We start from the raw sequence: 15,062 nt of genomic DNA on the forward strand, positions 1-15,062 counted from the left end.
GACCTTGTTGGTCAGATGTCTGCTGAAATCCTCGACCTCGCCGTCGAACCGCGCGTCCGGCACGAAGTTCGACGTGGCGGGCCCGCCGACGCGCAGCCGCGGGTCGATGTCCTTGATCGCCGTCGCGGTCGCCGCGTACATGGTGAGATACTGTGATTTCGTGCCGTTCCAGAAGGCGTGGAGGTCGGGTTCGTTCCAGACCTCGAAGTACCAGGTGAGCACTTCGTCCGGCCCGTAACGCTCGATCCAGTGGCGCACGCACGCGGCGGCGAGCCGAGCCCATGCGGCGGTGTCCTCGGGCGGGGTGACGTTCGCCTTCCACCAGAACTGCGTGCCGTCGCCGCTGGCGAGGTCCTGCGGAGTGAATGCGAATTCGACGAACGGTTTGATGCCGGCGTCGAGCATCGCGTCGTAGACCATGTCAATGTAGGCGAAGTTGTATCGCTCCCTGCCGTCGACGATGCGGTAGACGCCCATCTCGTCGCAGAGCAAGCCGTGGAATCGCAGGTATCTGAAGCCGCAGTCGCGCACGGCGCGGCGCAGCTGCGCCTGCCAGTCGGCGCGCAGGCCCTCGGCCGCGCGGCCCGCGCCCACGCAGGTGCTCCAGTAATGGTCGAACGCCTCGCCTTGGGTGCGGGCGTCGACGGTGATGACAGGGTTGTCTTCGGTCATGATCGCTCCTTTACGTGTGGATCGCCCCACTTGAGTTAACTAGTTAAATTTTGCCGCGCGACTGCCCAACGGCAATGGCGGAACCCTGAACTACCGCTCCAGCACGGAGGGGTCCGGCGGCATGATGGAACGGCGGATCGCCAGCTCGGTGGGCATGATCACATCGTTCTCGCGCTCCCCCATGCCGATGCGCACGGCCACACGACCCATCTCGAGGAACGGCACATGCACGGTGCTCAACGGCACGCACAGATCCTCGGCGTACGGCATGTCGTCGAAGCCCGACACCGATACCTGATCGGGCACCGACAATCCGAGCCCACGCAACGCCACGATCGCATCCAACGCCATCGAATCGGTGGCGGCGACCACCGCCGTGAACCGCGCCCCGGCATGGTAGCGCGACAGCAGATCCGACACGTTGTCGGCGCGGTCGCCGAACCGTTCGGTGTCATACTGCGGGTCATGCTCGATGCCCGCCTCCCGCAGCGCGCGCAGGAACCCCTGATACCGCGCATGGAACACGCTTGAGGCATGCATGATGCCCATGTACAGGAACCGGGTATGCCCCATCGAGATCATGTACCTGGTCATCTCGTACATGCCCCGCTCGTTCGTGTAGTCGACCACGCCGATCCGCTCGGGCAGCGTGAGCCGGGGACGGCCCAGCACCACCACTTTCGTGCCGACGTTGTCGAACTGCCGGAGATTGCCGGCGAGCTTGACGTCCTGCTCCTGATCGGACCCCGAGTCGGCACTGACCACCGCGACCTTGGGACGCTGCGACAGCAGGTCGTTGACCACCTGGTCCATGGTGTGCTGGGCCAGACCGGTGGAGATCAGCCGGAACGTCATGTGACGGCTGGTCACCTCGCGCTCCACGCCGGACATCATGTCCGCATAGGTGCCGCCGGCGATCGCGCGGACGACGAGCGTCACCGAGTTCGGCGGCGTGGTCAGGGCGAGCGCGTGCGCGTTGGGCACATAGCCAAGCTCGTCCACCACTTGCATGACCCGTTTGCGCGTGCGCTCCGACACGTTGGGCGCGCCCCTCATCACATTCGACACCGTGGCCGACGAGACGCCGGCCTTCTCGGCGATGTCGCGGATGTTGACCTTGCCGGTTTTGGCCGGGCCACGGCGCGACGGCCTCGCGGCCAGCAGTTCCGCGGACGCCTGCGGATCGCCGTTCATCGGCGTCCCCGCGTCATGGCCGTCATGCATAGCGCACCTCGTTTCCGTTCATGTCCCCATCGGCCGTCCGCACCCGGCATGACGGGGCGATGCCGATCAGATCGATTATAGGCTTCATACGGTTTGCCCCACGGCAGGGGCGGAGGCTACCGAGGGGATCCCGCACCGGCTCGCCCATGCAGTCACCGTCCGCGACAGCCGTTGCGGCATCTCGCATTGCAGGTAATGCCCATGATCCTCGCCCCACGACACCGAGGCGAAGCTGCCGCATTCCAGCTCGAACCGCGCACGGTCCTCGGTGCGGTAGATGCCGAACGACGGCTTGACGCGCCGTGCGGCAACAGTGATGGTCCTCGACCGTCCGCCGATCTGGTCGTCGGCGAGGTACTCCGACCAGTAGTAGTCGGCGAGCGCCCTGGCGTTGGCGCGCCGCACGTCGGCCACGATCGTGTCGTGGGCGGACCGGCTCAGATACGGCGAGCGCGATCCGTCGACGAATCCCGTCATCGTCTCGTACGGGCGCTCCCGCAGCCGCTCGAACGTGCGATGGTGCCGGATGAGATCCGCCGGCGTCTCGTCGGCCCCGTAGGCCGGGTCGATCACGACCTCCATGTCCAGCAGGTCGGGATGGTCGGCGTTGAGCAGCAGCGAAAGCTGCCCGCCCATCGAGTGCGCGACGACGATCACGGGGATCGGCGCCGTCGCATGCCGTTCGATGAACCGTGCCAGATCCTCACTGGCCGAACGGATGTCCCATGGCCCCTCGTCGCGGCGGTCGCCGTGGCCGGGCATCTCGTACGGCAGCACGCGCCATCCGGCCGGCCATTGCACGGCGTCGAAGGAACGTCCCGATCCGCCCCATCCGTGGACCGTGACCACGTAGGCGTTCGCGCCGCCATCCGCGTCGGCTGCCGTCATGTCGGGCGTCATCGCGTCGATGTGTTCGCTCATCGTTCATCACTCCCCTAGTTGATGATTGGCGTGCTGGTCAACCCTTGACGGAGCCGAGGGCCACGCCGGACCTCCAGTAGCGCTGCATGGCGATCATCACCACGGCGAGCGGGATGATCGAGACGACCGCGCCGGCCAGGGCGATCGTGGTCGGGTCGAACAGCGTGTTCTGCTTGGTCTGCATGAAGCTGAACAGGCCGAGCGACAGCGTCCATTTGTCGGAGCCGCGCAGCATGGTGATCGGCAGGTAGAAGTTGTTCCATTGGCCCACGAACGTGAGGATGAAGATCGTGGCGGCCGGGGTGGGCAGCAACGGCAGCACGATCTGCCGGAAGATACGGATCTCGCCGGCGCCGTCGATGCGCGCCGCCTCAAGCAGCTCGTCGGGCACCGCGCCGTCGATGTACTCCTTGGCGAGGTACACGTCGAACGCGTTGACGAACGATGGGATGAGCACGGACCAGACCGTGTCGGTCAGATGCAGTCCGGAGAACAGCAGGTAGAGCGGCAGGGTGAGCAGCGCGGTCGGGATCAGGAACGAGAACATGATCAGCCCCATCTGGAACCCGCGGCCGCGGAACTCGAATTTGCTCAGCGAGTAGCCGGCCATGATGGAGATCACCATGCATACGACCGATCCGACGCCCGCATAGAGGACCGAGTTGCCGAGCCAACGGAAGAACAGGCCGTGCTCGTAGGCGAACAGCTGGTGGAAGTTCTCGAGCAGGTGGTTTTCGGCGCCGAACCACATGCCGCTCGTATTGTACAGTTCGATGCGGCTCTTGGTGACGGAGACGACCAGCCACCACAGCGGTGCGACCGCGTAGAAGGCCATCAGCGCCAGCGCGATGAGCACGCCGGGACGGCTCCATCTGGACAGGGGCCCGTTGGCCTTGGGACGGATGGGGGCTGCGTTGCGGTTCATGTCACCGCTCCTTCCGATTGGAGACTCCGTAGACGATGGCGGAGATGACGCCGATGACGATGGCGAGCACCACCGACAGCGCGGCCGCGTAGTTGTAGTCGCCGCCCGCGGTGAACGTGTAGTTGTAGATCGTCATGATCGGCGTGAAGTTCGCGGTGACGGTCTCAGGCGAGGCCGAACGGAACAGCAGCGGCTGGTCGAACAGCTGCAGCATGCCGATCATGGAAAGCAGACAGGTGAGCACGAGCGTGCCGCGCACCATCGGAATCTTGATCGACCATGCGATGCGCAGTTCGCCCGCGCCGTCCACCTTCGCGCTCTCATAGAGCACCGGGTCGATGGAGGTCAGCGAGCCGTAGAGGATCAGCATGTTGAAGCCGACGTTCATCCAGATCAGCAGGTTGGCCATGGACACCCATAGCATCTGAGGGCTGAAGAAGTTCACGTCAAGGCCGATGGCGAGGAACATCCTGCGCAGCGGGCCGATGCCGGGCGAGTACAGGTACACCCAGATCAGCGTGGAGACGATGGACGGCACCATGTACGGGATGAGCAGCAGAAAGCGGTACGCCTTCTTGGCTCGGGCCTTGGCCGAGTCGATGAGCAGCGCCTCGACGAGCGCGAAGATCATGATCAGCGGCATGACCACGCAGGTGAAGACCGCGACGCGTCCCATGCCGGCCCAGAACGAACCGTCCTTCATCACGCGCAGATACTGTTCGAGGCCGGCGAAATGCGTGGCGGCGGTGCCGATGCCCAGTCCGCTGGATTTTCTGACGTACAGGCTCTCCCACAGCGCATAGAAGAACGGGATGATGAACGAGAAGAGGAACAGGGCGAAGAACGGGATGCCGAACATCATGCCCTTGTGTCCGAGGCGCTTCTTCCACCGCGGCGTGAGGTTCTCCCTGATGCCGGCGCGCCCGGAATCGCTTGCGATGTCCACGATATGCTCCGATCCGTTGAAAGTTCGTGTTGGTGTTGATGTGCCGCCGGACGGGCGCAGGCGCCCACGGCCGGCCCGCGCCCCATCCGCCGCCCAGCTTCAGAGGGACCGACGGCCGGACCGGCCGGAGGCGACCCGCTCACGCGGCCTCGGCGTTGATGCCCTTCTGTTTGAGGTCGTCGAGCGTCCACTTCTGGATGGCGTCGAGCATCTGCTCCCCCGTGACCTCCTTGTTGAGGAACTTGGCCCACTGGTCGGTCAGCTGCTTGAACATCGGAGCCCAGTTCACGCCGGTGGAGTACGGGGCGACAGTCTCGGCCGACTTCTCGATCACCTTGGCCGCACCCTCCCTGTCTCCGATCAGCTTGTCCGGAATCGTGCCCTCGACGAACGCCGACGGATCCTTGACGGCCGGGAACGCACCCGAGCCCTTATCCGGGTCGGCGGCGATCCTGAGCGCGTCGTCATCGGTGGCCAGCCAGGTAGCGAACTCGACGGCCGCCTCGGGGTGCTTCGCACCCTTCGGGATGGCGTTGCCGGTGGCGTTCAGCGGGGAGACGACGTCGGAGTCGGCGCTCTCCTTGGGCCAGTCGTACGCCCTCCAGTCGCCGAGCGAGTTCTGGAAGTTCGCCTGATAGGCGGACAGCTGCCAGGTCGAGGTCGGGATGATCGCGAGGTCGCCGGACTGGAAGAACTGCATGAGCGCATCCCATTCGATGAACGTCTTGCGGCTGAACATGTCGTCGTCGACGACCTGCTGCAGGTAGTCGACGGCCTTCTTCGACTCCTTGCCGTTGATGTCGATCACCCATTTGTCGCCCTTGATCGAATACCATTTCGCACCGAACTGCTGGGCGAGCAGGACGATGGTCGACGGGTCCTCGCCGGCGAGGTTGAGGATCTTGACATCCGGGTCCTTGGCCTTGAGGTCCTTGCCGGCCTGGATGAGCTCGTCCCACGTGGTCGGCACCGTGACGCCGTTGTCGTCGAAGGTCTTCTGGTTGACGATCATGAACTGCGGGCTGGCCTTGTACGGAATGACGGCGAGCTGGTCTCCGACCTTGAACGAGTCGACGACGTTCTGGTTGAGATCGGACAGGTCGGGCTTGTATTGGGCGATGTCCTGGATGGTGCCGTCGGCGAGCAGCGAGATCGAGGAGTCCATGTTGGCGGTGAACAGGTCGGGCGCGTTGCCTGCCTTGACGGCATTGACCACGCTCTCCTCGGTCTTGTCGCCGTTGGCCATCTTCTTGTATTCGACCTTGATTTTGTCCTGCGACTTGTTGAACAGGTCGGCCTGCTCCTGCTGCCCCTGGTCGGCGCCCCACCATTCGATGGTGACCGGACCATCCGACGCGGCGGATTCGCCGCTCCCGGCGCCGTCCGAGCCGCCCGACTCCGATCCGCATGCGGCCAACGGGACGATCATGCCTACCGATGCAAGTGCCGCCACGGCCACCTTTGCCCAGCGATGCGAAGTTGCCATCAGAACCCTCCTTGGTTGTGATTCGTGACTACCGGTTGTGTTGTTTTTGGTCAACCATCTTTGGTTAACTAGTTTATTTTTTGACGACAACATCACTATATCAGACTTTTCATATCCCAGCATCTTCAGCGATAAAACTAGTTAATAAAAAAGAAGGAACCCAAGACATGCGGCCACTCATCGACCGGTTACAACCGCACATTCGGCGTGTCGCATTCACTTGCCATCCGCAACGTCGACGATCCCGGCAACGGCGGCGCGGGAACGTCGATTGCCCTCGAGGATCGCCCGTTCGCATAGGATGGAACAGTGACGACAAACAAGAGCATCCCGATCGCAGACGATCGAAACGCAACCTATCCGAACGCAGCCACACCGGCCGACATCGCCGACGACGTCAACCGACTGGCCGCGTTCTGCGGTCCGCGCGACCTTGCACGGCTGGACGGGCCGAGCCTGTCCGAGGCGACCGGACTGGAACAGGCCGACGTCATGGTCCTGTTCGGCGGCAGCATCATCGCCGGCAGCGACATACTGGCCGAAGGCATGCGCAACGGCGTGGCGCGACGGACCATGATCGTCGGCGGCGCCGGACACACCACGCAGACGCTACGCGACGTCATGCACAGGCACCATCCCGACATCGACACCGACGGACGCTGCGAGGCGGACATCTTCGCCGACTATCTGCGCATCCGCCACGGACTGGAACCGGACTATCTCGAACGCGAGTCGACGAACTGCGGCAACAACATCACCAACATGCTCGACCTGCTGCGGGCGCACGGCGAGCCGTGCCGCAGCGTCATCCTCATCCAGGACGCCACCATGCAGCGACGCATGGCCGCCGGCCTGCGCCGGCACGCGCCCGATACGATCATCGTCAACTATGCGGCGTACCGCACGACCGTCGTGCCGGCGGACACGGCCGATGCAGCCGGCATATCCGGCATGGACAGTTCGCTCGGCGCAGCCGGCATGGCCGGCCCATCCGGTGCATCCGGCACGGCCGACGCGCTCGGCCCATCATCGCCGAGCTGCGGACTGCGGTATCTCGACCCACCCGCCGGCATGTGGGACATGAACCGGTATCTGACGCTGCTCATGGGCGAGATCCCGCGACTGCGCGACGACGCGAACGGCTACGGCCCGGCCGGACGCGGCTACATCGCGCACGAGGACATTCCCGAATCCGTCGCATCGGCCCACGCCCGGCTGAGCGGCATCCTCGGCCTGGCCACAAGGGAGGCCGATCCCGCCTTCGCCTCCCACTGACTGACGTTCGATCATCCCCTGAGACGGCCAGATTCCTGTCGACGGGCGGGAACGCAGACTCAATATCGCCAGAAACCCACGCCGATATAGCCACAAACCAACGCTGAGGGCGTGGTTTGCGTTGGTTTGTGGAGAGCGGTTTTGCCCTACTCTCCACCAACCAACGCTGAGATGCCTCTGAGCGTGGCTTTCCGGTGAGTAACCCGATGGTTCTCTCCACAAACCAACGCTCAGAGGACTACTGGCGTGGGGATATGGCCGCCAATAGCACCCGGGGATTCAAAGTCCACCGGGCGCAGGATCGACCACAATGCCGAATCAGAGCTGTGATTCGGCGGGCAGCGCCTCGATCGCGCGACGGGCGGCGACGAGCGCCTCCTCGAGCGGCTCGACCTGCGGGTACCAGCGGCGCTCCCATTCGAGGGAGAGCGGGCCGGTGTAGCCGCCGTCCTTGAGCAGCTTGCAGCATTCGGCCAGCGGCACGCGGCCGGTGCCCTGCAGCACCGGGGTCTGGTCGCCGGGGAACGCGCAGTCCTTGATCTGCACGACGCCGCGGCCGCCGACCAGATACGGCTTGAGGTATTCGAACGTGGTGGCCGGCGCCTCGCCGACGCGCCACGGGTGGGCGATATCCCAGATGGAGCCGGCCTGGTTGCCCGGCGCGATCTTATCGAGATAGTAGTGGATGATCGCGTTGCGTTCGCCGTTGGTGTGGCTGTCGTGCGTTTCGATGAGCGGCTGCACGCCGAGCTTGTCGGCGGTCGGCAGGGCACGGGCGATGATCTCGGCGCCGCGCTTGGACACGCCGGCGAGATTCATGCCCTTGGGCAGCACCATGCCCGGCAGGCGGTCCGGATCCCAGCTCGGCTCGAGCGGCGCGGTCGGGAAGACGCGCACGTACTTCGCGCCGAGCACGGACGCCATGTGCAGGCAGTGTTCAAGGCTTTCGACCAGTTCGTCGTCCTCACGGTCGGTGTTGCACACCTGCACGCGCGAGTCGACGCCGAAGATCGACACACCGGCCTTCTCGGCGAGTTCGTCGCGCATGGCCTTGAGCTCGTCGTCGGTCGAGGCCATCGTGAACTTCATCTCGTCGCCGACGGCGACCTCGATCCGCTTGACGCCGGTCGCCTTGAAGGTCTTGGCGAGTTCGTCCATCGTGTCGTACGGTGCGCCGAGGGTCGACGCGGCCAGTTCCCATGTCATGATTGTTGTCCTTTCAGTGTTGTTCCTGGTAGTCGAAGTATTTGAAGTCGGCGTGCGACTGCTTGGCGTCCATGTCCTGCGCGCAGATGCCGACCATGCCGCCGGTGAACGCGCAGCCCTTGATGGTGCGTTCCACGTAGTCGTCGCTGATGTGGTCGGCCGGCTGGTCGCCACCAAGCGGCCGCCAGTCCGGTTCGGCGGAACCGTCCGTCACACCCGAGCCCTGCGCGTAGGAGAAGTTCGCCACGGCATGCCGCACCGCGACCTTGACCCGCACCGGACCATCATCCAAAACCACCGCCTCGGAACCGTAGGTCAGCTCCTCATGATCGCAGCGCAGCACCTGCAGGATCCGTCGGTCGGTGCCTTCCGAGTCGAACGACACATACGCGTAGATCCAGTTGCACGTGTCGTAGTACAGGATCAGGCCGGCCGTCTGCTGGTAGTTGGCGGGGTCGAAGTCGATCACCGTGTCCGCGTCGAAATCGTACGCCTCCCAACGCCGCGCGAACAGCACCTGATGATGCTGCGAGCGCAGCGACTGGTCGCCGTACAGGCGCAGCCAGCCGGGACGCGCGGTGAGCGAATAGTCCTTCTCCGCATCCAACGCGCCGCGCAGCGTCTTGAGACTCGGCGGAATGGCCGGGTCGGTCACGGACGTGAGCGGCGCGCAGGCCTGCGCGGCCGCGTCCGGCGCGAAGTCGATGCGTTCGGAATGGTCGGTCTTCTGCACGACGCCCTGTGCGACGGCCGGCGCGGGCACCAGCAGGTCCGGGCTGATCGTGTTGTTGATGAGCCGCGGCCAGCCGTCCTCGGTCCAGTAGATCTTCTGGATGGAGGTTTCGCGGCCGAGCGTACAGTTGCCGCGTTCGGTGAGCGGACGGCCGCAGATCTGCGTGACGTACCATTCGTCGCCGATCTGGAGGAAGCAGCAGTGGCCGGACTTCTGCAACGGGTTGGTCGGCTCGTCGCGCGTGGTCATCAGCGGCGTATAAGGACTGTCCTCGAACGGGCCTTCGAGCGAACGGGCGCGGGCCACGGTGGCGGCGTGCATGTAGCCGGTGCCGCCGGCCGCGCACAGCAGATAGTACCAGCCGTTGCGCTTGAGGATTTGCGGACCTTCGCATACGCCAAGCTTGGTGCCCTTGTAGAAGTGCTTGCGTTCGCCGATGAGCCTCATCGTGACGGGATCGAATTCCTGGATGACGGTGCCGGCGAACATCGTGTGGCCGGGACGGTAGTCGTAGAGCATGTTGAGGAACCATTTGCGGCCGTCGTCGTCGTGGAAGATGGCCGGGTCGAAGCCGGACGCGGTCAGGAAGTGCGGTTCGCTCCACGGACCGGTGATGCTGGGCGCGGTGATGACGTAGTTGAGCGTGTCCTTGAACGGTGCGTACGTTTTCACGTCGGTGTAGACGAGCCAGAACTTGCCGTCCGCGTAGCTCAGGTGCGGCGCCCACAGCGATCCGGAGTCGTAGTTGCCGCGCAGGTCGACCTGCGATTCGCGGTTGACGGGCGAGGCGACCCACTCCCAGTTGACGAGGTCCTTCGAATGGTAGATGTCGATGCCCGGCCACCATTCGAACGTGCTCGTCGCGATGTAGTAGTCGTCGCCGACGCGCAGCGCGCTCGAGTCGGGATGGAATCCGGGCAGGATCGGGTTCTTGATCATCGTCGTCATTGGTTCAGCTCCTTTGATGTCATGCGTAGATGAACGTCAGCCAATTGGATGGGGTGGTGTCGGTGTTGCGGCCTTCCGGCGTGGTACCGAGGCGCAGTCGCAGCGTGCGGTGCTCAGGATCGCCGCCGTCGCCGTCGGCGACGATCTCGACCAGTCGGCCGTCCCACGCGAGATACATCGGTCCGATGCCCCAGCTGCGCAGCGCGAATCGTGCGGCTTGCGGCAGATCTCCGTTCGTGTCGCCCGCGACGTCGGTCATGCGCAGCGCGCGTCCGCCGTCCGGCAGTCCGTCGGCGACCGTCAGCGCACGTCCGTCGGCCGTGTCGATCAGCGACACCGTGCCGTCGCCGTGGTCGACGACGCGCAGCACGCTCGCGTCGCGGCGTCGCGCGGTCACGGCGAGCGAACCGTCCGGCTGTACGGCGAAGTACGACGGCATCGTCTCCGTTTCCAGTCCGGCCGGCACCACGCCGTCGGTCAGCGCGTTGGACGGCACCGGACCGGCCGCGCGGATCGCGGCCCACGTGCGCTGGTACCACGGTTCGATCATCGTGCGCAGCCGTACGCGCGGCGCGACGTTCCCGCCGGCCGACTCCGAGCAGACCGGCCCGTTGTAGCAGGTGAGCGTCGAGAAGTTGAGGTTGTCGAAGTGGACGAGTCCTTCCGGCCGCATCGCGTTGGCCGCGCGCTCCGTCCAGGTCATATCGACGCCGGGCACGCCGCGCCAGTGCGCGAGCGCGGTCTCATAGATCGGACGTAATTGCCCGCGGTAGACGCCCTGCTCCTCCATGTGATCCCAGTAGGAGATGTCGTCGAAGTAGCCGAAGATGCCGGAGAGCGGCACGGCGCGAAGCTCGCCTTCGCCGCTGAACAGGTTGTATCGCGCGCACCATTCGACGGCCTTGGCGAGCCGGTCGCCGTACAGCCCCCACAGGTCGACGCCCTGGTGTTCGGCGATCGCGCACGTGTCGACCATCGCGCCGATGCCGAGCTGGCCGTGCGCCTGGTCGCGCGCCGATTCGACGCTCTGCCCCCAGTCGGTCAGGTAGTTGACGACCGAGCCGTTGCAGTAGGGGCTCACGTACATGGCGAGGCCGCGCGCGAAGATGCGCGGATCGTCGGTGGCGACGCCGATGGCGAGCAGCGTGGTCATCGGGGCCACGTCCCAGTTGCCGTTCGCGTTCATCGGCGCGCCGCCGTCGCGTACGACCGGGTAGACGACGTTGCGCAGCATGGTCTGGAACGATGCGAAGATCGCGTCCGTCATGCTCGCGTGGCCGCCGTCGAAGTAGCGGACGATTTCGGCCGCGTTGATGAGTTTGATCGTGGCGAGCGACGCGCCGAGGATGCGGTCACGCCCGTCGATCACGCGCAGGGTGCGCGCCCAGCCGTCGACGATGCGTGTGACGGTCTCGGCGTACCGGTCCTCGCCGGTGACCGCCCAGCGCAGCGCGTTGAAGTACGCGGCCGCGCACGACATCTCCCAGTCGTCGATGTGACCGGAGCCTTCCGGATCGCCGCGACCGACGCCCTCGCGGAAGGTCGGCTGGTAGCGTTCGCACGCCATGTCGTTCGGCACGGTGGTCGTGAGCCTCAGCCAGTCGGCGTACCACGGCTGTTCGCGGTTGCGTACGTGGTCACGTATGGCCGCAAGCTGCGCGGCGGACAGGTTCACGCCCGGGTGCGCGAACGATTGCGGTACGGCGAGCACACTGCCATTGCCGACCGTCAGCGTCGTCGGAATCCCGTTGGTCTCGCCGGTCCCGTCCGAGGCCGTGCACGACGCGGCGCACGCGGCGTCGGCTGAGGCAAGGCCGTCATCCGTCGTCGCGGTTTCGACCGTCGCAGCCGCGGCATCCTCAAGATACAACCGCTGCACGGCGACGTTGCCGTAGTCGACGTATGCGCCGTACAGCGTGACGCGCATCGGGTACGCGGCGCAGTCCGGCTCGTCACGCAGGTCGTCGGCGTGGCTGCCGATGATCACGGAGCCGTCCGGCTGCGGTTCGATCGTGAACCGTTCGTTCCAGTACGCGTCCGGCGCGGATGCGGCGACGACGAACGTAAGCCCGCGCTTGACGTAGTACGACGGCTGCCGGTCGAATTCGGCGGCGACGATCGCCGACGTGCGTTCGAGCGATGCGCCCGGCGCGACGTAGTAGTTCTGGATCGTCAGATACCTGCCGTTCGTGAGGCTGCGGATCGCGTACCACGTCGCCTGTGCGCCGTCGAGCGGCAGGGTCGTGTCGATGGCGTACGCAGAACGGTACAGCGCGAACCGTTCGGCGCGGTCACGGTCGGCGGTGACGGTGAGGCTGCCGTCCGCCGCGAGCGCGACCCAGTCGCCTTCGCCGGTGCGGATGCGCACGATGCGTTCGACGGTCCTTTCGCGGGTCGGATAGTCGTTGTCTGCGGTGCGACCGACCATGTCGTCTCCTTTCCGATGCCGCACCCGGGCTCCTTCGGCGGACCGGGCGCGGCGCAAGTCACGTTATTTCGTTGCAAGCAGCACGGCGACGCCGTCGAAGTCGGCAAGGCCGGAAACGGTGAGCATGCCGTCGTCCAGCGTGACGGTCAGGCCGTCGCGATGGAACGTGCGGACGATCGAGACGGCCGCACCGGCCGCGTCCTTGACCGGCACGGTGATCGTCGCGGGCGCGTCGTGGAACGTGTGCAGCACGACGAGCGTGCGGCTGTCGGCCGCGGTGTCCGCCTCGCCGTCGCGGACGATGGCCTGCCAGCCGGTCGGCCGGCTGTAGCTGCCGAGATGCGGCCCGTACCAGTGCGTCTCGCCGCGGTCGATGACGGGCGCGGCCTCATGGTAGAACGCGACGCCTTCGCGGATGATGTCGTTCTTGCGCCCGGCGAAGCCGTTCGCGTCGCCGCTGAAGCACAGGCGGCCGAGCAGGCCGGAGCAGATCTGGTAGTACAGCTTGTCGGCGGGGGCCTCCTCGCGCACGACGGCCCAGATCTGCGACTGGCGCGGCAGGATCATGCGATGCATGTTCGCGGCGACGACGGGGATGTAGTCGCATTCGTGCGCGTCGGAGAAGCTGGCCATCGCGCCGATCTTCATGAAGCTTTGGACGAGCCGGTGGCCGCCGGACGCGCAGATCTCGATCATGAGGTCCGGCAGTTCGGCGCGGATGCGGCGGAAGAACGCCTGCGACGCCTGGATCTGGTCGTAGAGTCCCTCCCCCAGCGACGCGTCCGGGTCGCCGGGCGTCTCGCAGCCGATGCCGATCGTGTCGTTGTAGTCGACCTTCATGTAGTCGAAGCCGTTGTCGCGCAGGAAGTCGATGACCTTGTGCGCAAGATACTCCTGCACTTCGGGGTTGCGCATGTCCCACCAACGGCGGTTGCCGGAGGTGATCGGCAAGCCGTCGCGCTTGAGCAGCCATGCGGCCTTGTTGAAGCAGTCGGGCTCCTCGCGGCCGGCGATCTCGAACTCGAACCAGATGCCGGCCTTGAGCCCGGCCTCGTGGATGCGGTCGACGACCGGCTTCATGCCGTTGGGGAACGCGGTTTTGCTGACCTCCCATTTGCCGAATCTGCTGGCCGCCTCGAACGCCTGGTCGTCGAACCAGCCGGCGTCGATCACGAAGTATTCCACGCCGAGCGCCTTGACCGCGTCAAGCTGTTCGATGACGCTCCGCTCGCTCGGGCAGCCCCAGGTCGAACAGAATTCGTTGAAGATCACCGGTAGATGGTCCTCGCTTGACGGCACATTGAGGTCCTTGCGCACGTTGGCCACGGCCTGCGCGGCCTCGTCCACGCCGCCGTCCACCGCCGTGACGACCGCATACGGCGCGTCGAAGCGTTCGCCGGGCCGCACGACGTGCGTCCACTGGCCGAATTCGCGGTCGGCGATGCCGCCGGACAGGCTCAGCCCGTCGTCGCGGCGGTACGCTTCGATCTGCCAGCTGGACGCGTGCGTGGTCGCCGCCGCCCAAGTCACTCCTGCGCGGCGGTCGGTCACGGCGACGAACGGCACCCATTCGCGTACCGGGAAGCTGCCGATCGAGCCGAATCGCACGGAGTTCGCGCTGTACTTCTGCCAGCTCGGCTCGAGTTCGAGATCCTCGAGAGGCTGGGAGAGCACGCGGCCTTCGGCGCTCCAGGTGCTGCGCAGCCGGTGCAGGGTCAGGTTCTCCGGGTCGAAGCCGGTGGCGTACGGCGAAAGCGAGCCGAGCGTGAAGCTGGAAAGCATTTCGAACGTGACGGGTTCGGCGGAGTCGTTGATGACGGACGTGCGGATTTCGGCGGCGCGGCTCGCCGGCGTCATCGTGAGCACATGCTCGTAGTGCCAGCCGCGGTCGTCGGCGACGCGGGTCGTGACGGCGACCGAACCGGTCGCCGGATCGCTCGTGACCTGCGGCTCGCCATACGTCATGTGCTGCGTGACGGTCGTCGCGTTGCGCATCGTACGGCCCTGGCTGAAGCCGAACGGATAGTCGTCGCCGATGACCTTGGCCTGCACGAGCGGCTCGGCGGCGCAGTCGTCGCGCACGATCGCGTCCGCATGACCGGTCGGCGTCAGGACGAGCTCGACGACGCCCGTGTCCGCGTCGCGGCGGTAGACGGCGGTCAGATCGCCGCAGCTTACGCTTTCCAGTACGGTTCGCATGATGTCCTTTCCGTCCCCGTCGTCGGGGGCCTGCCGGTCGCGGCCGCGGGCGCTCCGTGCCCGGCGGCTGTATGTCACTGCGATACAGCTTACCGCGCG

Annotated in this window: 11 protein-coding genes; 1 reads left to right on the plus strand and 10 read right to left on the minus strand. The window is 65.7% G+C overall.

All coding sequences use genetic code 11. The features are described from left to right. From JS533_RS07230 to JS533_RS07255, 6 genes are all read right to left on the minus strand, one after another. Positions 1-672: GH39 family glycosyl hydrolase (locus tag JS533_RS07230; protein ID WP_241513767.1), on the minus strand; the 672-nt coding region annotated here is incomplete at its 3' end. Between the two features lie 90 nt (positions 673-762). Beyond that, positions 763-1,896, minus strand: a complete 1,134-nt coding sequence (locus tag JS533_RS07235) for a LacI family DNA-binding transcriptional regulator (RefSeq protein ID WP_241513768.1) — start codon at positions 1,894-1,896, stop codon at positions 763-765. Between the two features lie 84 nt (positions 1,897-1,980). Next, positions 1,981-2,817, minus strand: a complete 837-nt coding sequence (locus tag JS533_RS07240) for an alpha/beta fold hydrolase (RefSeq protein ID WP_241513769.1) — start codon at positions 2,815-2,817, stop codon at positions 1,981-1,983. 37 nt (positions 2,818-2,854) lie between these two features. Continuing rightward, a complete protein-coding gene (locus JS533_RS07245; RefSeq protein ID WP_241513770.1) occupies positions 2,855-3,742 on the minus strand; it encodes a carbohydrate ABC transporter permease in 888 nt (295 codons plus the stop codon). A 1-nt stretch (position 3,743) separates the two neighbouring features. After that, entirely contained in the window at positions 3,744-4,688 is a 945-nt protein-coding gene (locus JS533_RS07250; RefSeq protein WP_241513771.1) for a carbohydrate ABC transporter permease, read from the minus strand. A gap of 139 nt (positions 4,689-4,827) precedes the next feature. Next, on the minus strand, positions 4,828-6,174 hold the full coding sequence (locus tag JS533_RS07255) for an ABC transporter substrate-binding protein (protein WP_241513772.1): 1,347 nt from the start codon (positions 6,172-6,174) through the stop codon (positions 4,828-4,830). Between the two features lie 309 nt (positions 6,175-6,483). Between JS533_RS07255 and JS533_RS07260 the strand changes: the two genes are divergently transcribed. Continuing rightward, on the plus strand, positions 6,484-7,449 hold the full coding sequence (locus JS533_RS07260; protein WP_241513773.1) for a YdcF family protein: 966 nt from the start codon (positions 6,484-6,486) through the stop codon (positions 7,447-7,449). A gap of 318 nt (positions 7,450-7,767) precedes the next feature. On the opposite strand, the gene JS533_RS07265 is transcribed toward JS533_RS07260, so the two are convergent. The 4 genes from JS533_RS07265 to JS533_RS07280 all read right to left on the minus strand — a co-directional run bounded on the left by JS533_RS07265 (position 7,768) and on the right by JS533_RS07280 (position 14,963). Beyond that, positions 7,768-8,655, minus strand: a complete 888-nt coding sequence (locus tag JS533_RS07265) for a sugar phosphate isomerase/epimerase family protein (RefSeq protein ID WP_241513774.1) — start codon at positions 8,653-8,655, stop codon at positions 7,768-7,770. A 13-nt stretch (positions 8,656-8,668) separates the two neighbouring features. Next, positions 8,669-10,336 (minus strand): glycoside hydrolase family 43 protein, encoded by a 1,668-nt coding sequence (locus tag JS533_RS07270; RefSeq protein WP_241513775.1) that lies wholly within the window; start codon positions 10,334-10,336, stop codon positions 8,669-8,671. Positions 10,337-10,355: 19 nt separating this feature from the next. Continuing rightward, a complete protein-coding gene (locus JS533_RS07275; RefSeq protein WP_241513776.1) occupies positions 10,356-12,764 on the minus strand; it encodes an alginate lyase family protein in 2,409 nt (802 codons plus the stop codon). 63 nt (positions 12,765-12,827) lie between these two features. Next, positions 12,828-14,963, minus strand: coding sequence for a glycoside hydrolase family 36 protein (locus JS533_RS07280; RefSeq protein WP_241513777.1), 2,136 nt, complete (start codon positions 14,961-14,963; stop codon positions 12,828-12,830). Positions 14,964-15,062 lie beyond the last annotated feature (99 nt).

The sequence above is a fragment of the Bifidobacterium amazonense genome, from assembly GCF_018555435.2.
GTDB lineage: Bacteria > Actinomycetota > Actinomycetes > Actinomycetales > Bifidobacteriaceae > Bifidobacterium > Bifidobacterium amazonense.

Coding starts and splice junctions, on each gene's coding strand:
- JS533_RS07240 (WP_241513769.1), bottom strand. CDS start 2,817: ATGAGCGAACACATCGACGCGATGACGCCCGACATGACGGCAGCCGAC.
- JS533_RS07265 (WP_241513774.1), bottom strand. CDS start 8,655: ATGACATGGGAACTGGCCGCGTCGACCCTCGGCGCACCGTACGACACG.
- JS533_RS07245 (WP_241513770.1), bottom strand. CDS start 3,742: ATGAACCGCAACGCAGCCCCCATCCGTCCCAAGGCCAACGGGCCCCTG.
- JS533_RS07235 (WP_241513768.1), bottom strand. CDS start 1,896: ATGCATGACGGCCATGACGCGGGGACGCCGATGAACGGCGATCCGCAG.
- JS533_RS07255 (WP_241513772.1), bottom strand. CDS start 6,174: ATGGCAACTTCGCATCGCTGGGCAAAGGTGGCCGTGGCGGCACTTGCA.
- JS533_RS07275 (WP_241513776.1), bottom strand. CDS start 12,764: ATGGTCGGTCGCACCGCAGACAACGACTATCCGACCCGCGAAAGGACC.
- JS533_RS07270 (WP_241513775.1), bottom strand. CDS start 10,336: ATGACGACGATGATCAAGAACCCGATCCTGCCCGGATTCCATCCCGAC.
- JS533_RS07280 (WP_241513777.1), bottom strand. CDS start 14,963: ATGCGAACCGTACTGGAAAGCGTAAGCTGCGGCGATCTGACCGCCGTC.